The organism is Streptomyces sp. NPDC051664 (assembly GCF_044453545.1).
GTDB lineage: Bacteria > Actinomycetota > Actinomycetes > Streptomycetales > Streptomycetaceae > Streptomyces.
The window spans coordinates 312,808-332,617 of record NZ_JBITCU010000006.1; the positions used below are offsets into that span (position 1 = coordinate 312,808).

At 68.5% G+C, this 19,810-nt stretch carries 16 protein-coding genes and 2 tRNA genes; 9 read left to right on the forward strand and 9 right to left on the reverse strand.

Annotation, left to right across the window (positions count from 1 at the left end):
• Positions 1 to 16: 16 nt before the first annotated feature.
• A tRNA-Gly gene (locus ACIA8E_RS14955) sits at positions 17 to 88 on the reverse strand.
• Between the two features lie 126 nt (positions 89 to 214).
• Positions 215 to 550 (reverse strand): Lsr2 family protein, encoded by a 336-nt coding sequence (locus ACIA8E_RS14960; protein WP_355767329.1) that lies wholly within the window; start codon positions 548 to 550, stop codon positions 215 to 217.
• A 382-nt stretch (positions 551 to 932) separates the two neighbouring features.
• Here ACIA8E_RS14960 and purS point away from each other — a divergent pair, with 382 nt between their 5' ends.
• The 5 genes from purS to ACIA8E_RS14985 all read left to right on the forward strand — a co-directional run bounded on the left by purS (position 933) and on the right by ACIA8E_RS14985 (position 6,141).
• The gene (purS, locus tag ACIA8E_RS14965; RefSeq protein WP_030929711.1) at positions 933 to 1,193 is read left to right on the forward strand and encodes a phosphoribosylformylglycinamidine synthase subunit PurS; all 261 of its coding nucleotides are present in this window, start codon (positions 933 to 935) and stop codon (positions 1,191 to 1,193) included.
• Positions 1,190 to 1,870 carry a phosphoribosylformylglycinamidine synthase subunit PurQ gene (purQ, locus tag ACIA8E_RS14970; RefSeq protein WP_399298048.1) on the forward strand — a complete coding sequence of 227 codons (681 nt, stop codon included), beginning with the start codon at positions 1,190 to 1,192 and terminating at the stop codon, positions 1,868 to 1,870. Before purS ends, purQ begins: the two co-directional genes overlap by 4 nt.
• Positions 1,867 to 4,116, forward strand: coding sequence for a phosphoribosylformylglycinamidine synthase subunit PurL (gene purL, locus ACIA8E_RS14975; RefSeq protein WP_399298050.1), 2,250 nt, complete (start codon positions 1,867 to 1,869; stop codon positions 4,114 to 4,116). Before purQ ends, purL begins: the two co-directional genes overlap by 4 nt.
• A gap of 350 nt (positions 4,117 to 4,466) precedes the next feature.
• Positions 4,467 to 5,267, forward strand: coding sequence for a sterol carrier family protein (locus ACIA8E_RS14980; RefSeq protein WP_399298052.1), 801 nt, complete (start codon positions 4,467 to 4,469; stop codon positions 5,265 to 5,267).
• A 61-nt stretch (positions 5,268 to 5,328) separates the two neighbouring features.
• Positions 5,329 to 6,141 (forward strand): META domain-containing protein, encoded by an 813-nt coding sequence (locus tag ACIA8E_RS14985; RefSeq protein ID WP_399298054.1) that lies wholly within the window; start codon positions 5,329 to 5,331, stop codon positions 6,139 to 6,141.
• Position 6,142: 1 nt separating this feature from the next.
• Here the strand turns inward: ACIA8E_RS14985 and ACIA8E_RS14990 are convergent, their stop codons facing one another.
• Positions 6,143 to 7,627 (reverse strand): sulfatase, encoded by a 1,485-nt coding sequence (locus tag ACIA8E_RS14990; protein ID WP_399298056.1) that lies wholly within the window; start codon positions 7,625 to 7,627, stop codon positions 6,143 to 6,145.
• 170 nt (positions 7,628 to 7,797) lie between these two features.
• The gene (locus ACIA8E_RS14995; RefSeq protein ID WP_352303411.1) at positions 7,798 to 7,890 is read right to left on the reverse strand and encodes a putative leader peptide; all 93 of its coding nucleotides are present in this window, start codon (positions 7,888 to 7,890) and stop codon (positions 7,798 to 7,800) included.
• A 484-nt stretch (positions 7,891 to 8,374) separates the two neighbouring features.
• Between ACIA8E_RS14995 and purF the strand changes: the two genes are divergently transcribed.
• Positions 8,375 to 9,901, forward strand: coding sequence for an amidophosphoribosyltransferase (purF, locus tag ACIA8E_RS15000; protein ID WP_399298058.1), 1,527 nt, complete (start codon positions 8,375 to 8,377; stop codon positions 9,899 to 9,901).
• Between the two features lie 60 nt (positions 9,902 to 9,961).
• Entirely contained in the window at positions 9,962 to 11,035 is a 1,074-nt protein-coding gene (gene purM / locus ACIA8E_RS15005; protein WP_030979950.1) for a phosphoribosylformylglycinamidine cyclo-ligase, read from the forward strand.
• A gap of 155 nt (positions 11,036 to 11,190) precedes the next feature.
• Here the strand turns inward: purM and ACIA8E_RS15010 are convergent, their stop codons facing one another.
• Together ACIA8E_RS15010 and ACIA8E_RS15015 are read right to left on the reverse strand one after the other, a co-directional pair.
• Entirely contained in the window at positions 11,191 to 11,448 is a 258-nt protein-coding gene (locus ACIA8E_RS15010) for a DUF3073 domain-containing protein (RefSeq protein WP_030929682.1), read from the reverse strand.
• Between the two features lie 336 nt (positions 11,449 to 11,784).
• Entirely contained in the window at positions 11,785 to 12,867 is a 1,083-nt protein-coding gene (locus ACIA8E_RS15015) for a Leu/Phe/Val dehydrogenase (protein ID WP_399298060.1), read from the reverse strand.
• Between the two features lie 175 nt (positions 12,868 to 13,042).
• On the opposite strand from ACIA8E_RS15015, the gene ACIA8E_RS15020 reads away from it, so the two are divergent.
• Positions 13,043 to 13,888, forward strand: a complete 846-nt coding sequence (locus ACIA8E_RS15020; RefSeq protein WP_399298062.1) for a hypothetical protein — start codon at positions 13,043 to 13,045, stop codon at positions 13,886 to 13,888.
• 537 nt (positions 13,889 to 14,425) lie between these two features.
• On the forward strand, positions 14,426 to 14,632 hold the full coding sequence (gene bldC / locus ACIA8E_RS15025) for a developmental transcriptional regulator BldC (protein ID WP_003949541.1): 207 nt from the start codon (positions 14,426 to 14,428) through the stop codon (positions 14,630 to 14,632).
• A 498-nt stretch (positions 14,633 to 15,130) separates the two neighbouring features.
• Here bldC and ACIA8E_RS15030 read toward each other — a convergent pair whose 3' ends face one another.
• From ACIA8E_RS15030 to hrpA, 3 genes are all read right to left on the reverse strand, one after another.
• On the reverse strand, positions 15,131 to 15,433 hold the full coding sequence (locus tag ACIA8E_RS15030; RefSeq protein WP_399298064.1) for a DUF6274 family protein: 303 nt from the start codon (positions 15,431 to 15,433) through the stop codon (positions 15,131 to 15,133).
• Positions 15,434 to 15,572: 139 nt separating this feature from the next.
• Positions 15,573 to 15,647, reverse strand: a tRNA-Asp gene (locus tag ACIA8E_RS15035).
• Positions 15,648 to 15,762: 115 nt separating this feature from the next.
• Positions 15,763 to 19,698 (reverse strand): ATP-dependent RNA helicase HrpA, encoded by a 3,936-nt coding sequence (gene hrpA, locus ACIA8E_RS15040; RefSeq protein ID WP_399298066.1) that lies wholly within the window; start codon positions 19,696 to 19,698, stop codon positions 15,763 to 15,765.
• Positions 19,699 to 19,810: the final 112 nt, after the last annotated feature.

The following is a 19,810-nucleotide window of genomic DNA, read 5'->3' on the forward strand; positions in this document are numbered from 1 at the left end:
CATAAGAGTGATGCAGAGCGGGTGACAGGAATTGCACACTGCGCCTTCCCCCTGGAAGGGGGATGTTCTGCTACTGAACTACACCCGCACGCTGCGTGAGGTTCGGCCTTTTCGGCCTTGCCCCTCGGCGTGCTCCAGACTCTAGCCGACCTGATGGGGTGTCGCGCAAGTCGGTGCCTGCGGGGTGTCGTCGCAAGTTGCGTTCCGGTGTCCCTCAACTCGCCTCGCGGAAGGCCTCGTAGACCTTCTTGGGGATCCGGCCGCGGGCCGGTACGTCCATTCGGTGGGACCGGGCCCAGGCGCGCACGGCCGCCGGGTCGGGTGCGAGCGAGGTGTGCCGGTACGACACGGGGGTCTTGCCGTGCTTGCTGGCATTTGTCTGCTTACGGCCGGCTGCCACGTACGGGGCCAGGGCCTTGCGCAGTTTCTTTGCATTGGACGGATTCAGGTCGATCTCGTACGACTTCCCGTCCAGGGCGAAGGCAACCGTTTCCGCCGCTTCTCCCCCGTCGATGTCGTCGGAGAGCGTGACCACTACGCGCTGAGCCACGGATATTGGTCCTTTCCTGCGGCATCGGCGCGTCTGACATGCGCTGATGCCGGCCTTCCGGCTGCTGGGCGGATGGGGGCCGACATGTGTCGACTGTTTAGAGGCAATACTGCTTTCCCTGCTAATCATTTGTACAGCGGTAGGCACCGCATTGTGAAGCCCAGCCAATTACCTGCGCGTGTCCGCCTTCTATGCGCGATCCTGTGAGGGTTTTTTTCGCGGGACTTTTCCCGCGCGTTGTCACGGCCGATATCTCCGCGTGATCAGGGCTTGGCGATATCTACCCGCGTAGAATTTCTGGCCAGGTAGGCTGAGGTCACCTGCGGGGGTCTGGGGAGCCCCCCGGAGAAACAGCCGCACCACACCACCACCGGGAGTGCCAGTGGCACGCGTCGTAGTCGACGTCATGCTCAAGCCCGAGATCCTCGACCCGCAGGGACAGGCGGTGCAGCGTGCACTGCCCCGTCTCGGCTTCGAGGGAATCGCGGACGTACGTCAGGGAAAGCGTTTCGAGCTCGAGGTCGAGGGGCCGGTCGACGACGCCGCCCTCACCCGCATTCATGAGATGGCCGAGACGTTCCTCGCCAACACCGTCATCGAGGACTTCACCGTGAAGGTGGAGAAGGCCGAGGAGTCGAAGTGACTGCTCGTATCGGAGTCGTCACCTTTCCCGGCACGCTCGACGACCAGGACGGCCTGAGGGCCGTACGGCTCGCGGGCGCCGAACCCGTATCGCTGTGGCACCGCGACAAGGACCTGCACCAGGTCGACGCGGTCATCCTGGCGGGCGGTTTCTCCTACGGCGACTATCTGCGGGCCGGAGCCATCTCCCGGTTCTCGCCGGTCATGGAGACCGTCATCGAGCAGGCGAAGGCCGGAATGCCGGTCCTCGGTATCTGCAACGGTTTCCAGGTTCTGACCGAGGCACATCTGCTGCCCGGCGCGATGCTGCGCAACAACCACCTGCACTTCATCTGCCGCGATCAGAAGCTGCGCGTCGAGAACGCGGAGACCGCCTGGACCTCGGACTACTCCGCGGGCCAGGAAATCTCCGTACCGCTCAAGAACATGGACGGGCGTTACGTCGCCGACGAGCGCGTGCTCGACGAGCTGGAGGCGGAGGGCCGCGTCGCCTTTCGCTACCTGGACGCGAACCCCAACGGTTCGCTGCGCGACATCGCCGGCATCACCAACGCCGCGGGCAATGTCGTCGGTCTGATGCCGCACCCGGAGCACGCCGTCGAGCCGCTGATCGGAACCGGTCGCACCGACGGCCTCGGTTTCTTCACCTCGATCATCAAGAAGCTGGTCAACGCATGAGCCTGGATACGGTCAAGCACGCGGCCGAGACCCCGGACGTCGCGCAGCCCTGGAAGGAGCTCGGCCTCAAGGAGGACGAGTACGCCCGGATCCGCGAGATCCTGGGCCGTCGTCCCACCGGCGCCGAGCTCGCCATGTACTCCGTGATGTGGTCCGAGCACTGCTCGTACAAGAGCAGCAAGGTCCACCTCAAGCAGTTCGGCGAGAAGGTCCCCGCCAACGACGCGATGCTCGTCGGCATCGGCGAGAACGCCGGTGTGGTCGACGTCGGTCAGGGTTACGCGGTCACCTTCAAGGTCGAGTCGCACAACCACCCCTCGTACATCGAGCCCTATCAGGGCGCGGCCACCGGCGTCGGCGGCATCGTCCGCGACATCCTCGCCATGGGTGCCCGCCCCGTCGCGGTCGTCGACCCGCTGCGGTTCGGCGCGGCCGACCACCCCGACACCAAGCGGGTCCTGCCCGGCGTCGTCGCGGGCATCGGCGGGTACGGCAACTGCCTCGGTCTGCCGAACATCGGCGGCGAGGTCGTCTTCGACGCCTGCTACCAGGGCAACCCGCTCGTCAACGCCGGCTGCATCGGCGTGATGAAGCACGAGGACATCCACCTCGCCAAGGCCTCCGGCCCCGGCAACAAGGTGATCCTGTACGGCGCCCGCACCGGCGGCGACGGCATCGGCGGCGTCTCGGTCCTGGCCTCGGAGACCTTCGAGTCGACCGGCCCGGCGAAGCGTCCGGCCGTCCAGGTCGGCGACCCGTTCCAGGAGAAGCTCCTGATCGAGTGCACCCTGGAGATCTTCGGCGAGAAGCTCGTCGCCGGTATCCAGGACCTCGGCGGTGCGGGCCTTTCCTGCGCCACCTCGGAGCTGGCCTCCGCGGGCTCCGGCGGTATGCGCGTCGAGCTGGACACCGTTCCGCTGCGCGACTCCTCCCTCTCGCCCGAGGAAATCCTCATGAGCGAGTCGCAGGAGCGCATGTGCGCGATCGTCGAGCCGGGCAAGGTCGACCGCTTCATGGAGATCTGCGAGAAGTGGGACGTCATCGCCACCGTCATCGGTGAGGTGACCGAGGGCTCGCAGTTGGAGATCTTCTGGCACGGCGAGCAGATCGTCGACGTGCCGCCGCGGTCCGTCGCCCACGAGGGCCCGACGTACCACCGCCCGTTCGCCCGCCCGTCCTGGCAGGACGCGCTGCAGGCCGACGACGCGAACAAGCTGGCCCGCCCGGCGAACGCCGCCGAGTTGCGCGAGCAGGTCCTCAAGCTGGTCGCCTCGCCGAACCAGGCCTCCAAGGCGTGGATCACGGACCAGTACGACCGGTTCGTGCAGGGCAACACCGTGCTCGCGATGCCCGAGGACGCCGGCATGGTCCGGATCGACGAGAAGTCGAACCTGGGCGTGGCCATGGCGACCGACGGCAACGGCCGGTACGCGAAGCTCGACCCGTACACGGGGGCGCAGCTCGCACTGGCGGAGGCGTACCGCAATGTCGCCACCTCCGGCGCCAAGCCGCTCGCCATCTCGGACTGCCTGAACTTCGGTTCGCCCGAGGACCCGGACGTCATGTGGCAGTTCGCCGAGGCCACCCGTGGTCTCGCGGACGGCTGCCTGGAGCTCGGAACCCCGGTCACCGGCGGCAACGTGTCGCTGTACAACCAGACCGGTGAGACGGCGATCCACCCGACGCCGGTCGTGGCCGTGCTCGGTGTGATCGACGACGTGACACGGCGTACGCCGGTCGCCTTCAAGGAAGAGGGCCAGCTCCTCTACCTGCTCGGCGACACGCGTGAGGAGTTCGGCGGCTCGGCCTGGTCCGAGGTCGTCCACAACCACCTCGGCGGTCTGCCGCCCAAGGTCGACCTGGGCCGCGAGAAGCTGCTCGGCGAGATCCTGATCTCGGCGTCCCGCGACGGCATGGTCGACGCGGCGCACGACCTCTCCGACGGCGGTCTGATCCAGGCGGTCACCGAGTCCTGCCTCCGTGGCGGGAGGGGTGCCCGACTGGTCGTGCCGGACGGTCTGGACGCGTTCACCTTCCTCTTCTCGGAGTCGGCGGGCCGCGCGGTCGTCTCGATTCCGCGCAGCGAGGAGCTCCGCTTCAACGACATGTGCGGGGCGCGGGGTCTGCCCGTCACCCGGATCGGTGTCGTGGACGGCGAGGAGATCGAGGTCCAGGGCGAGTTCAGCATTCCGCTGAGCGAGCTCCGTACGGCACACGAGGCGACGATTCCGGGTCTGCTCGCCTGAGCCGGAATCGTGTCAGCGCTTTGAGCGAAGCCCTCGTCCGGTCCACCGGGCGGGGGCTTCGTCATCGCGCGCGTACCGGTGCCGGATCGGTCCGGCGGTGGCGAGCGGCACGTCACCGCGGCTCGGAGCCCGCTGCCTCCGCCTGCTGCCTGTCCGGATCACGTCGTGACCGGCTGCTCCCGCCGACCCGGACACCCCTTCGTCGAGGAGATGAAGGCCTCCACCGTCTGGCCTCCACCGTCTGGCCTCCACCGTCTGGGCTCCACCGTCTGGGCTCCACCGCCTGGGCTCCTTCGCGACCGAGGCCGACCGGGGCACGGCGCCTGCCGACTGCCCGTAGGCTCGCTGCCATGCCGCCGTCCCAGAAGCGCGCCCGCCGCTACGACCTCGTCCGGACCCGCACCGCCGTGCAGGCGCAGTTCGCCCATGTCCGGGATGCGGTCGGCACTCTGACGCCGAATCAGCTGGCTCTGCCGACCCGGCTCGGGGAGTGGACGGTGCGTGAGCTCGCCGCCCATCTGACATTGGCTGTCTCGAACGTCTGCCGGAACCTGGAGCTGCCGGAGCCGTCCGGCGAGAAGCCCGAGCTCACGCTGCTGGAGTGGCCGTTCTCGACCGCCGAGCGGGCCGGCCGGATCACGGATGACACCAAGGCGCTCGCCGCGGACCGCCCCGATCTCGACGCGCTGTACGCAGAGGTCGCCGACCGGTTCGAGGCGGTGGTGCCGGGCGTCGGCGAGGACCGGTTGCTGCCCACCCGGGTGGGCGTGATGCGGCTGGGCGACTTCCTCGTCACCCGCACGGTCGAACTCGTCGTGCACACGGACGACCTGAACGCGGCGGCCGGGCTGGACATCCCGTACGACCGGCAGGCCCTCGCCGCCTGCACCCGGCTGCTCACGGACGCCCTCGCGGAGAAGGCGCCCGGCGGTTCGGTCGAGGTGCGCGTCCCGCCGTTCTCGGTCGTCCAGTGCGTCCAGGGTCCGAAGCACACCCGCGGTACGCCGCCCAATGTCGTCGAGACCGATCCGCTGACCTGGATACGGCTCGCCACCGGGCGTACGCAGTGGTCCCGGGCGCTCGACGAGGCGAAAGTCAGCGCGAGCGGTGAGCGGGCCGACCTGAACGACCTGCTGCCACTGCTCGGCTGACGGAGGGCGGGGGAACCGGATCGGACCCTCGTACCGTCACATGGCCATGTTCGGACAACGAATGACTGTCAGCGTCCTGGCTCTCCTCACCCTCGCCGCGTGCGGTACGGAGTCGGGTTCCGGAGCCGGTTCCGGCTCGGGGTCCGGCGACGGCAGCGGCACCGTACGGACCGGCCTGCCCGTCACCGGCGTCCACTGGAACGTCGATTCGGTGACGGTCGGAGGGAAGAGGACCGTGGCCCCGGACGGCGCCGAAGTCACGATCACGCCCGACGGCAGGGCCACCGGGAACTTCGGCTGCAACCACTTCACTGCCCCGGTCCGCGTGGACGGCGACACGGTCACCGTGAAGCCGGCCACGACCACCGAGATGGGTTGCGAGAAGGATCTTCAGCAGTTCGAGCGGGCCCTGTCCAGCACGTTCAGCGGCAGACTCACCGCGGCTGTGGCGGAGAAGAGCCTGACCTTGACCACGGCGAAGGGCGACTCCATCGCCTTCACCTCGGAGCCTGCCGCCCCGCTCACCGGCACCACCTGGACCGTCACCGCTCTGGTCTCCGGCTCGGCCGCCTCGTCGCTGCCCGCCGGTGCGGGGAAGAAGGCGCGACTGAGCTTCGGCAAGGACGACTCCGTACAGGGCAGCCCGGGCTGCAACCAGATCCGCGGCACCGCGACGGTCTCCGGCTCCGCCATCACGTTCGGCCGGATCAACGGCACCAAGATGATGTGCCCGGATCCGCAGATGAAGGTGGAACGCGCGCTCCTCGCGATCCTGGACGGGAGGACGACGTACAGGATCGATCACCGCACGCTGACCCTCACCGCGGCGAACGGTGAGGGTTTCAGCGCCACGGCACCCGCACCCGGGAAGTGAGTCAGGACCCCGTCGAGTACGGCAGCAGGCCGGCGTCCGTCCTCTCCCAGGACGCCCGCAGCTCGGCCAGCAGCTTCGGCTCGGCCTGCGCCCGGTCCGCCTGTTCCCGCTGGTCATGGGCGAGCTGGAACAGCTGGTCGGTCCCGCCCTTGCCCCGGTAGTACTTCCAGTCGCCGCGTCGCAGCGCCCGCTCCCCGCGTACCCGCCAGAACAGATCCCGCTCCTTCGGCTCCTCGCCCCTCAGCAGGTATCCGGCGAGGCTGATGCCGTCCAGCGGGTACGCGGGGTCCGGCCGCGCGCCGCCGAGCTCCAGCAGCGTCGCGGTCCAGTCCGGCGAGAACACCGGCAGACCGCTCACCTGGTGCGGGTCGATCCTGGCCGGCCAGCGCAGCACTGCCGGGACCCGGATCCCGCCCTCCTGCAGCGAGGACTTGTTGCCGGAGAGCGGCCACTGGTACGAGAACCGCTCGCCGCCGTTGTCGCTGGCGAAGAAGACCAGGGTGTCCTCCTCCTGGCCGGACCGCTCCAGTGCCTTCAGCACCTCGCCGACCGAGCGGTCCAGGTCCTCCACCATCTGCTTGTACTTCGCGACCGAGCCGCCGTCCGCGTGGAACAGCCCAGCCAGGCCCCCGGCCCTGATCTTGCGGACGATCTCGGCGCTCTCGGCCGTGTCGCCTTCCGCGATCCAGGGCCAGTGCGGGGTGGTGAAGTTGAGATTGAGCAGCCACGGCTCGTCGTGGTCGCGCTGTACGTACTCGCTCGCGCGCTCGGTCAGGATCCGCGTGTAGTAGCGCAGGTCCTTGTACTCGGCGTCGCCCTCGTACAGGTCGTACTCGCCCGCGAGGCCGAGCTTGGAGTAGTACTCCAGCGCCCCGCCGAAGTTCCCGAAGAACTCGTCCCAGCCGGACTTGGTGGGGCTGTAGTCCGGCAGATAGCCGCAGTGCCACTTGCCGATCAGCGCGGTGGTGTACCCGACGCCGCGCAGCAGTGAGGCGAGCGTCGGGTGCGTGGGTTCGAGGCCCACAGACCGGTCCGCGATGGGCTCGGCGAGTCCGCCCTTCGTACGGCCCGGATAGCGCCCGGTGTAGAGGCTGAACCGGGTGGGGGAGCAGGTCGCGGAGCCGGAGTAGGCGTCCGTGAATCGCACGCCCTGGCGGCCGAGACGGTCCAGGTTCGGGGTGTGGATGTGCGGGGAGCCGTAGGAGGAGAGGTCGGCCCAGCCGAGGTCGTCGCCGAGGATGAAGAGGATGTTGGGCCGCCGGGAGTGCTTGCCGCGGGCTGCCCGGAAGGGGCGCTCACGGGCGGCCTCGGCAGGAGCCGCCCCAGCCGCTGAGGCAGGCGTGGCGGCGGAGGCGGGCGTGGCGAGGGCCGGGATTCCGACTGCGGCGGTCGCGGCGGTCGCGCCGACGACGGTCCCGAAGGTACGCCGGGTCAGTGGCATCGAATCCGTACTTTCGTTCGAACTGCTTGAGTCGCGAGAAGGCATGACTGCTCCAGGGCAGGGCTCGGCGGACCCGTCAGGCGTCACATGCGGACATGCGGACGCGCACGCGGGTACGAGTGAGGGAAAGCGGGAGCGGAAACGGAGGGCGCCGACGCGAGGGCGGGCTCGGCACCGTCAGCAGGCGCGCATCGACGCGGTGCGCGTCGCGGGAATCAGGCGCAGCGACAGATGGCGCTCGCGACACGTCCCAGATCGACGTGGCGGCGCTCCACGAGCGTGACCGAACGGTCACCGAGAGGCTGCATGGGGCAGGAGCCTGCCAAGGGGGCATGCGCCTGTCAACGCCGGTCTCGCACTCCGGACGCCGACGAACCGCCGGGCGGTGAGATCCGAAACCCTGAGGCGGCGTGATCCGAAACCTGGACCGGTGCGATCCGCAAACCGAGGCGTGGTGGCGGGGAAAGCCGCATACCGCCCCGTCGGCCCCTCGTCCGGTGTGAGGCTCACCACGAAACGAGCGTTCGGCCAGCGCCTTCCGCGGTCCGTCGACCGACTCGCCGAGCGCGCGCCCGGCCCTGCGGCCCCGTGACACCCGCATGGCCGGAACTGGTCGGTAACCCGCCGCCAGACCGGGCCTCAACCGCCCCGCAGCCCGCCCGCAGCCGAAAGCCCTCACTGTCCGTGATCTCTCGATCAACCCCGGGAACGGTGTTCCGGCGCCCTTCCCCGGTGCTCCGGCGAGGTGTCCCCAATTCGGACCAGTGGTCGATCTCGCCTACACTCGGTGGCGTGCCCCGTGGTGATGGACGACTCAACCACGACCTGCTCCCCGGAGAGAAAGGCCCCCAGGACGCTTGCGGCGTCTTCGGTGTCTGGGCTCCGGGTGAAGAGGTCGCCAAGCTCACCTATTTCGGACTGTATGCCCTGCAGCACCGTGGACAGGAGTCCGCGGGCATTGCAGTGAGCAACGGGTCCCAGATCCTGGTCTTCAAGGACATGGGACTGGTCTCGCAGGTCTTCGACGAAACGTCTCTGGGATCTCTCCAGGGCCATATCGCGGTCGGTCATGCCCGCTACTCCACCACCGGTGCCTCGGTGTGGGAGAACGCGCAGCCGACGTTCCGTGCGACCGCGCACGGCTCGATCGCCCTGGGTCACAACGGCAACCTGGTCAATACGGCCCAGCTCGCCGAGATGGTCGCCGACCTTCCCCGCAAGGACGGCCGCGCCACCCAGGTCGCCGCGACGAACGACACCGACCTGGTGACCGCTCTGCTCGCCGGCCAGACCGATGACGACGGCAAGCCGCTCACCATCGAGGAGGCCGCCACCAAGGTGCTTCCCGACGTGAAGGGCGCTTTCTCGCTCGTCTTCATGGACGAGCACACCCTCTACGCCGCCCGCGACCCGCAGGGCATCCGCCCGCTGGTCCTCGGCCGGCTGGAGCGCGGCTGGGTGGTGGCATCGGAATCCGCTGCCCTCGACATCTGCGGCGCCAGCTTCGTCCGCGAGATCGAGCCGGGTGAGCTCGTCGCCATCGACGAGAACGGCCTGCGCACTTCGCGGTTCGCGGAAGCGAAGCCCAAGGGCTGTGTCTTCGAGTACGTGTACCTGGCCCGCCCCGACACCGACATCGCCGGGCGGAATGTGTACCTCTCCCGCGTGGAGATGGGCCGCAAGCTGGCCGCCGAGGCCCCGGTCGAGGCCGATCTGGTCATAGCGACTCCGGAGTCCGGCACCCCCGCCGCCATCGGTTACGCGGAGGCCAGCGGCATCCCGTTCGGTGCCGGTCTGGTCAAGAACGCGTACGTCGGCCGGACCTTCATCCAGCCGTCCCAGACCATTCGCCAGCTGGGTATCCGCCTGAAGCTGAATCCGCTCAAGGAAGTCATCAAGGGCAAGCGCCTGGTGGTCGTCGACGACTCGATCGTCCGCGGCAACACCCAGCGCGCACTGGTCCGGATGCTCCGCGAGGCCGGCGCCGCCGAGATCCACATCCGGATCTCCTCCCCGCCGGTGAAGTGGCCCTGCTTCTTCGGTATCGACTTCGCGACCCGTGCGGAGCTGATCGCCAACGGCATGACGGTCGACGAGATCTGCACGTCGATGGGTGCCGACTCGCTCGCGTACATCTCGCTCGACGCGATGATCGAGGCGACGACGATCGCCAAGCCGAACCTGTGCCGCGCCTGCTTCGACGGCGAGTACCCGATGGAGCTCCCGGACCCGGAGCTGCTCGGCAAGCAGCTGCTGGAGACCGAGCTGGCGGCAGGCCCCGCGGCCACCGCCGCGGCCGACGCGCTGCGTCGTCCGTGACCGGTCAGGCACACCAGCCCTGCCATCAGCCCCGTATTTCCACACGAAAGATCCCAGGCAATGTCTGAGACAACAGGTGCTTCCTACGCGGCAGCGGGCGTCGACATCGAGGCCGGCGACCGTGCCGTCGAGCTGATGAAGGAGTGGGTGAAGAAGACGCAGCGCGCTGAAGTCGCGGGCCTTGGCGGCCTGGGCGGTTTCGCCGGCCTCTTCGACGCCTCGGCGCTCAAGCGCTACGAGCGTCCGCTCCTCGCCTCCGCCACCGACGGCGTCGGCACGAAGGTCGACCTCGCCCGCCAGATGGGTGTGTACGACACCATCGGCCACGACCTCGTCGGCATGGTCGTCGACGACTTGGTCGTCTGCGGCGCCGAGCCGCTCTTCATGACCGACTACATCTGCGTCGGCAAGGTGCACCCCGAGCGTGTCGCGTCCATCGTGAAGGGCATCGCCGAGGGCTGTGTCCTGGCGGGCTGCGCCCTGGTCGGCGGCGAGACCGCCGAACACCCGGGCCTGCTCGGCCCCGATGACTTCGATGTCGCCGGCGCCGGTACGGGCGTGGTCGAGGCCGACCGGCTGCTCGGCCCGGACCGTATCCGTAAGGGTGACGCGGTCATCGCGATGGCGTCGTCCGGACTTCACTCCAACGGGTACTCGCTCGTCCGCCACGTCGTCTTCGACCGGGCCGGCTGGGCGCTGGACCGCGACGTCGAGGAGTTCGGCCGCACGCTCGGCGAGGAGCTCCTGGAGCCCACCAAGATCTACTCGCTGGACTGCCTGGCGCTGACCCGTACGACCGAGGTGCACGGCTTCAGCCACGTCACCGGCGGCGGCCTCGCCAACAACCTCGCCCGGGTCATCCCGGACGGGCTGCACGCCACGGTGGACCGCTCCACCTGGACGCCCGGCGCGGTCTTCGACCTGGTCGGCAAGGCCGGTCAGGTCGAGCAGCTGGAGCTGGAGAAGACGCTCAACATGGGTGTCGGCATGATCGCGATCGTCCCCGCGGAATCGGTGGACGTCGCGCTGACGACGCTGGCCGACCGCGGAGTCGACTCCTGGGTCGCCGGTGAGATCACGGATCGCGGCACGCATGCGACAGGTGCCGAGCTCACTGGTTCGTACGCGCGGTAGGCGGGGTGGGGCAGGACGCGCCGGAGCCGTCCGGTGCCGTTCTGCCCTCCATCGCCGGACGTCCCCACATCCCGGCCATGCACGGTCAGCCGGATCCGGGCAGCACAAAACCCGGTCCGGGCGAGCCCGAACCGGGTTGTTGTGTCAGCGCGAGGTCAAGCGCCGCGGCGCTGTGACGACGGACCGGACTGATCGTCCTCGTCCTCGTCCTCGTCGTCGTTGTACAGATCCGCGTACTGTGCGTACGGGTCATCTTCCTCGTCGTCGTCCTCGAACGGCTCTGCGTTCGGTGGTTGACTCGAAGGCGATGCGCCCAGCTCATTGGCCAGACGCGACAGGTCAGTCCCGCCGCTGCTGTACTTCAGCTGGCGGGCGACCTTTGTCTGCTTGGCCTTTGCCCGGCCGCGCCCCATGGCTCGACCCCCTCGGTGACGGGGCTCGACGGCCCCAGAGTCTTGACACGCGTTCATGTTTCAGGACGGACTCTCGGCAGAGAGACCGTGCCCGTAGGGCTTTAACGGTACCTGCTTCCGTGGCCATACGGTACGCCGCCCGCATCACACACCCCGGAACAGGACCAGCAAGAAGCCCTGTCCTCACTGGTCAACTGCGATTTTAACCTCTTCTTGGCATGCGACCCGCCGACCGGCGTGAGTCTTGTCTCGCCGGTCGGCGGATCGGTGGGCCGTGAGGCGCCGAGGTGCGAGGAAGACGCCTGGTGAGGCACCCGCGACCGTCGGTGACGGATGTCAGCGGCGGCGCGCCTCGAACATCCGCTGCTCGGCGATCCGGTCGGCCGCCGCGGCCGGCGGAATGCCGTCATCCTTCGCACGTGCAAATATGGCGAGCGTGGTGTCGAAGATCTTCGAGGCCTTCGCCTTGCACCGGTCGAAGTCGAAGCCGTGCAGTTCGTCGGCGACCTGGATGACACCGCCCGCGTTCACCACGTAGTCGGGGGCATAGAGGATCGAACGGTCCGCGAGGTCCTTCTCGACACCCGGGTGCGCCAGCTGGTTGTTGGCCGCACCGCACACCACCTTGGCCGTGAGTACCGGAACGGTGTCGTCGTCCAGTGCGCCGCCGAGCGCGCAAGGGGCGTAGATGTCGAGGCCCTCGGTGCGGATCAGCGCGGCGGTGTCCGCGGCGACGGCGACCTCGGGGTGGAGCTCGGTGATCCGGCGTACCGACTCGTCGCGTACGTCCGTGATGACGACCTCGGCGCCGTCCTTCAGCAGATGCTCGACGAGGTGGTGGCCGACCTTGCCGACGCCCGCGACCCCCACTTTCCGGCCACGCAGCGTCGGGTCGCCCCAGAGGTGCTGGGCCGAGGCCCGCATGCCCTGGAAGACACCGAACGCGGTGAGCACGGAGGAGTCGCCGGCGCCACCGTTCTCCGGGGAGCGGCCGGTGGTCCACCGGCACTCGCGGGCGACGACGTCCATGTCGGCGACGTAGGTGCCGACGTCGCAGGCGGTCACGTAACGCCCGCCGAGAGAGGCCACGAACCGGCCGTAGGCCAGCAGCAGTTCCTCGGTCTTGATCTTCTCGGGGTCGCCGATGATGACGGCCTTGCCGCCGCCGTGGTCGAGACCGGCCATGGCGTTCTTGTACGACATGCCGCGCGCAAGGTTCAGCGCATCCGCGACGGCCTCCTCCTCGGAGGCGTACGGATAGAAGCGGGTGCCGCCGAGGGCCGGGCCCAGGACGGTGGAGTGGATGGCGATGACGGCCTTGAGGCCGCTGGCACGGTCCTGGCAGAGCACGACTTGCTCGTGGCCCCCCTGATCCGACTGGAACAGGGTGTGCAGGACGCCGTCGGTCACATCGGTCACTGTGGTGACTCCCAAGTACGAAGCGGCGGAGACCCTCCTGAAGGTGGGGAGGGTCCCGGACCGACCGGCACGGCCGGTCCGACTGGGCAAGAGCGTAAGTCCTACGCGGACGTAGATCTGTTCCAGTGCCGAGGATCACCCCCCGGCGGAGTACGGGCGTGACACGATTTGCTGCATGTCGGTGGTGTCTTCGGTGCTCGTCCCTTACGCGTCCTACCTCCGGGTGTACGAACCGCTGGCCGCCTTCCCGGAGCCGGAACGCACCCACTGGGCCCGGTATGCGGGGCGCACCCGTATCCCCACGGCCCAGGACGAACTGCGCCGTTCGCTGGCCAACTTGGTGGCCACTCCACCGGTCGGGGTGCCGGTGCACGAGAGCGGGGACGCGTTCGTCGCCGAGGTGAACGGCGTGGTCTGCGTCTGTCCGTGGCGGACCCGGCTGCGCGGCTGGCTGGCACTGGGGGAGCTGGCGGAGATGTTCCCGGCTCCGGTGCTCGACGCGGTGCTGCCGCCGGTGGTGCGCGGGCAGGCGGTCGCGGACCACGAGCGGTGGGCGGAGCGCAATCCGGACGCCAGGCCGTGGATCCGGACCGCGGTATGGCAGGTCCCGGTGCGGTGGTTCGTCCTCTTCGCCGACGAGGAGCGCGAGCACACCGGAGCGGATGCGGACGGGGGAGCGCCGGTGCTGCGCTACCGGACTCCGATGGTGCAGGCGCGGCGCCGGCTGGCCCGGGCGCTGAAGACGCTGCGTGAGAGTGTCGACGAGGGTCCGCTGACCGAGGGGCTGGTGGACGTCGGGCGCTGGCTGGAGGAGTTCCATCCGCGTGCGCTGGTCGAGCTGGACTACGGCGGCCTGGTGCACGCGCTGTCGGCGAAGCAGCTCGCCGAGGACCGGTCGGCCCTGGATGTCGCCGAGGGCATCGCGGCGCTGCAGGCCGGTGACTCCGACGGCGCGGGCGAGGCGTACGGGCGGCTGGCCGAGCGCTGGCGGGCCGTGAGGGACCGTCAGTTCGCCAACTGATTCCGGCCGCTCCGAGCAGGCCTTGAACCGTTGTCCCGTGTGACTCGTGAGAACGGTGAGAGCGAAGGGGCGGGAACGTACTCCAGTGGCTCCAGGACCTACGTCCCGAACCGGGCCTTTGCCTCAAGGGTGACGGATAGCACTAACTGGGCCCTTGCGCCCTTCCCTACCCCTCGTGCCAAAATAGGACAAGGAGTCCGGGGAGGACTCCTTCCGTCCAAGTATGGGCGGAATACTCGGCATTGCACTCTATGGGGGGTCTGGTGACTCCTGATCGCCCTGTGACTGATCGTCACGGTGGTGTGACTGTCCGCTATGGCATGGTCCATCGGCTTCCGTCGCTGATGAACACCTGGGAGGGCAATTCCATCGGTTTGGCCGACGTGGCTGGACGGATGGTGTAGTTGTAGTGCCGAGGACAAGCCGTTCGTCCTATAACCGACTCGGCCCGCGTCCGCCATTTCGGGCAACGTGGGTCAAGGTGCAGAATTTAGAGGAAAGAACCGAGATGGTTCGGTTCTCCCGAGGAGGCCGCTCATGACCGCTCGCACCCCTGATGCCGAGCCGCTGCTGACCCCGGCTGAGGTTGCCACGATGTTCCGCGTGGACCCGAAGACGGTCACCCGTTGGGCCAAGGCAGGCAAGCTCACGTCCATCCGCACGCTCGGTGGACATCGCCGGTACCGCGAGGCAGAGGTCCGCGCACTGCTTGCGGGTATTCCGCAGCAGCGCAGCGAGGCCTGACACACCCCTGTCGCCGCGCCACAACCGGGCTGCCCGGGTCCCCCAACCCGTGTTTGCCCACCCATAGCTCCACACGACGGGCGTCCGCCCCAACGGGCGCCATACCTATGTCATACGGGTGCGTCGTTCGATCGCGCTGGACTCCGCCGGGTCCAGCGCGATCTTTTTTGTGCCCGCACGGCGGGTGGTCGGCCCTGCGGGGCGACCCGGGATCGACTGCGTGGCGGCTTCGGTGCCGGCTGCCGGGGGTGTCTGCCGGCCCTGCCGGACGGTCCCCCGGGGGCACTTTCGGCGACCCCCTGATGACCCCGTCCGAGGGGTGCAATTGCACATATTAAATTCGCCAGTTGTAGGAAGGGTGTAAAGTCACCCTTTCTCAAAACTCATGCAGTGACTCCCGTCACACGGTCCGGGTCTTGCCAGGATCGAGCCTGCCACTGCAGAGAAAGGGAATTCCGCGCCCTCGGTCATGGGGCGACAGGCTTTCCTCCTCGGCCGTCACCTCGTCGGCCGACGCGTCGGAGGCGTGAGCGGGCGCGGCGGCCGCGGCGGTGTCCGGGACGGCCACTGACGCCCCGCTCGGCAGGTCGGGGGGTTCAGGGGGCGCGTGGGCCCGGAGGCCGTCACGTACCCGAGGAAGCCCGTGACGGGTTCCATGGAGTCGGCGGCGGGCTCCATGGCGAGCCGCAGGAGCCGATGGCAGATCGGGCAGTGCCGGGTGAGATGTCGATAGCCGGAAGCAGCCGCCAGATGGGCGCGCAGCAGTGCGCGGGTCTCGTGCCTCGCCGTGGATGCCGTCATCCGCGCCACCCCCCGGTGGAACGCGCTGCCCCGCGCTGTGGAACAGGGGCAGTCCCTGTTGTCTGAGTACTCGTTGGCAGTTGCCGGAGTCAAGACACGCGAAAGCCCGGATCCTTGAGGATCCGGGCTTTCGTTACTGCGGTCCTGACGGGATTTGAACCCGCGGCCTCCACCTTGACAGGGTGGCGAGCACTCCAAACTGCTCCACAGGACCAGGTTTTCGCTGCCGCCTTGCGGCTGGCTGCGAAAACAGACTGTACAGGAGGTTGGAGGCTCTGGTCGACCTCACTCCTGGTGGCGGCTCGGTTACGGCACCGAGGCCGCCCGGGTCACGGCGCCGCGGCGTCGATCGCCTTCACGATCCGCTTGTCGGAGACGGGGTACGCGGTGCCCAGGGCGTGCGCGAAATAGCTGACCCGGAGCTCCTCGATCATCCAGCGGATGTCCAGGACCTCCTGCGGAACGGGCCTGCCCTGCGGCAGCTGTTCGAGCAGCCAGGCGTACTCGTCCTGCATCTCGTGGACCTTCTCCATGCGCGTGGTGTCGCGCTGGACGGCCGTCGGCATCTGCTGCAGCCGGCGGTCCGCGGCGACCAGATAGCGCATCAGATCGGGCAGCCTGCGCAGCCCGGTCTTCGTGACGAAACCCGGCGGTACGAGGGCCGCGAGCTGGTCCCGCACATCGGTGACGTTGTTGACCAGGACGAGGCTGCTGGTGGCCTTCAGGCGCCGCTCGCAGGCCTGCCAGGCGGCCAGCACCTGCTGCACCTGGGCGACGGTGTGTTCGGTCAGTGCGACGAGATCGGCGCGGACCTTGTCGTACAGCTTCCGGAACGACTCCTCGTCCCAGGCCGGACCGCCGTGGGCGCCGATCAGCCGGTCCGCGGCCGCCGTCGCGCAGTCCTCGAACAGTGCCTGGATGGAGCCGTGCGGGTTGCGGGACAGGGCCAGCTTCTGCTGGTTCGTCAGCTTGTCCGAGGCGAACTTGGCAGGGTTCACCGGGATGTTCAGCAGGATCAGCTTCCGGGTGCCGCGCCACATGGACTGCAGCTGCTCGGCCTCGGTGTCGAAGAGTCGTACGGCCACGGTCTCGCCCTGGTCGACCAGCGCCGGGTACGCCTTGACCGGCTGGCCGGCCCGACGGGTCTCGAAGACCCGGTTCAGGGTGCCGATCGTCCAGCCCGTGAGGCCCGACCGCTCGATGGACTCGCCCGACGGGCCCGCGGTGGCCGCAGCGGCCTTGGAGAGGGCCTGACGGGCCTTGGGGCGCAGCTGGAGCTTCAGCGCCTCCAGGTCCTTGTCCTCGGCCACCTTGCGGCGCCGCTCGTCGACGATCCTGAACGTGATCTTCAGGTGGTCCTGGATCCGGGACAGGTCGAAGTCGTCGGCGGAGACCGGGACGCCGACCATCCGCTGGAGCTCACGCGCGAGTGTGGCCGGCAGCGGCTCCTGCAGCGGCACCGCCCGGTCCAGGAACTTGCCCGCGTAGTTCGGCGCGGGCACGTAATGCCGGCGGATCGGCTTGGGCAGCGACCGGATCAGCTCGGTGATCACCTCTTCGCGCAGACCCGGGATCTGCCAGTCGAAGCCCTCAGAGGTGACCTGGTTGAGCACCTGGAGCGGGACATGGACGGTCACACCGTCCGCATCCGCGCCGGGCTCGAACTGGTAGGTCACCTTGAACTTGAGCTTCCCCTGCCGCCAGGAGTCCGGATAGTCGTCCTTGGTGACGGCCCCGGCTTTCTCGTTGATGAGCATCGAGCGCTCGAAGTCGAGCGTGTCCGGCTCGTCTCGGCGCTTGTGCTTCCACCAGGAGTCGAAGTGCGCGCCGGAGACGACATGCTCGGGAATCCGCTGGTCGTAGAAGTCGAAGAGCGTCTCGTCGTCCACGAGGATGTCGCGGCGGCGCGCCCGGTGCTCCAACTCCTCGACTTCACCGAGGAGTTTGCGGTTGTCGTGGAAGAACTGGTGGTGCGTCCGCCAGTCGCCCTCGACCAGCGCGTTCCGGATGAAGAGATCGCGGGACGTCTCCGCGTCGATCCGGCCGAAATTGATCTTGCGCTGGGCCACGATCGGTACGCCGTACAGCGTGACCCGCTCGTACGCCATCACCGCCGCCTGGTCCTTCTCCCAGTGCGGTTCGCTGTACGTGCGCTTCAGCAGATGCTGGGCCAGCGGTTCGATCCACTCCGGCTCGACCTTGGCATTGACCCGCGCCCACAGCCGGGACGTCTCGACCAGCTCGGCCGACATCACGAACCGCGGCTGCTTCTTGAAGAGCGCCGAACCGGGGAAGATCGCGAACTTGGCGCTGCGCGCACCGAGGTACTCGTTCTTCTCGGTGTCCTTCAGCCCGATGTGCGACAGCAGGCCGGCCAGCAGCGAGGTGTGCACCGCCTGCTCGGGCGCATCCTCCTCGTTGAGGTGGATGTCCATCTGCTTGGCGACCGTACGCAGCTGCGCATAGATGTCCTGCCATTCGCGGATGCGCAGGAAGTTCAGATACTCCTGCTTGCACATCCGGCGGAAGCTGGACGAGCCGCGCTCCTTCTGCTGCTCGCGGATGTACCGCCACAGATTCAGGTACGCCAGGAAGTCCGACGTCTCGTCCTTGAAGCGGGCGTGCTGCTGATCGGCCTGCGTCTGCTTGTCCGAAGGCCGCTCGCGCGGGTCCTGGATGGAGAGCGCGGCGGCGATCACCATGACCTCGCGCGCGCAGCCGTTGCGGTCGGCCTCGATGACCATGCGGGCGAGGCGCGGGTCGACGGGCAGCTGCGAGAGCTTCCGCCCCAGCTGCGTCAGCCGTTGCCCCTTCTTCCCCTCCTGGGGGGACTTCTCCTCCAGGTCGAGTGCGCCGAGCTCCTGGAGGAGCTGCACACCGTCGCGGATGTTGCGGTGGTCCGGCGGGTCGATGAAGGGGAACTTCTCGATGTCGCCGAGGCCGGCCGCGGTCATCTGGAGGATGACGGAGGCCAGGTTCGTACGGAGGATCTCCGCGTCGGTGAACTCCGGGCGGGTCAGGAAGTCGTCCTCGGAGTACAGCCGGATGCAGATGCCGTCCGACGTACGGCCGCAGCGGCCCTTGCGCTGGTTGGCGCTGGCCTGCGAGATCCGCTCGATCGGCAGCCGCTGGACCTTGGTGCGGTGGCTGTAGCGGGAGATCCGGGCGTTGCCCGGGTCGATCACGTACTTGATGCCGGGGACGGTCAGCGAGGTCTCGGCGACGTTTGTCGCCAGAACGATCCTGCGGCCGGTGTGGCGCTGGAACACCCGGTGCTGCTCGGCGTGCGAGAGACGTGCGTAGAGGGGGAGCACCTCGGTGTGGCGGAGGTTCTTCTTGTTCAGGGCGTCCGCGGTGTCGCGGATCTCGCGCTCGCCGGAGAGGAAGACCAGGACATCGCCGGGGCCCTCCGACTGGAGCTCGTCGACGGCATCGCAGATCGCGGTGATCTGGTCGCGGTCGGAGTCGTCGCCCTCTTCCTCGAGCAGCGGCCGGTAGCGCACCTCGACCGGGTACGTACGCCCGCTGACCTCGACGATCGGCGCGTCGCCGAAGTGCCGTGCGAAGCGCTCCGGGTCGATGGTCGCCGAGGTGATGACGACCTTCAGATCGGGGCGCTTGGGCAGCAGCCGGGCCAGATAGCCGAGCAGGAAGTCGATGTTCAGCGACCGCTCGTGGGCTTCGTCGATGATGATCGTGTCGTACGCGAGCAGCTCGCGGTCCGTCTGGATCTCGGCCAGCAGGATGCCGTCCGTCATCAGCTTCAGATACGTGGCGTCCGGGTTCACCTGGTCGGTGAAGCGGACCTTCCAGCCGACCGCCTCACCGAGCGCAGTCTTGAGCTCGTCGGCGACGCGCTCGGCGACCGTGCGGGCCGCGATCCGGCGCGGCTGGGTGTGCCCGATCATGCCCCGGACGCCGCGTCCCAGCTCCATGCAGATCTTGGGGATCTGCGTGGTCTTGCCGGACCCGGTCTCACCGGCGACGATCACGACCTGGTGGTCGCGTATCGCCTCCAGGATCTCGTCCTTCTTCTGACTGACCGGAAGCTCTTCCGGGTACGAGAGAGCAGGCAGCCGAGCGGCGCGCCCTGCGAGCCGCTCGGCTGCCTTCCCGGCCTGGGTGGCGATCTCGTCCAGTACGGCCTGCTGCGCCTCGGGCTTACGGATCCGGCGCGCCCCTTCGAGGCGGCGGCCGAGCCGGTGCGCGTCGCGGAGCGAGAGCTGTCCGAGCTGGGACTGGAGATCGGCGAAGGAAGTAGACATACGGGTCCCAGGATCGCACCCGGGCCCGAGGAACGGCGAACATATTTTGCGCGGTCTGCGTCACGACCGTGGTGACCGTGGGGAAGCCCGGGATCACAGCACGTACCATTTC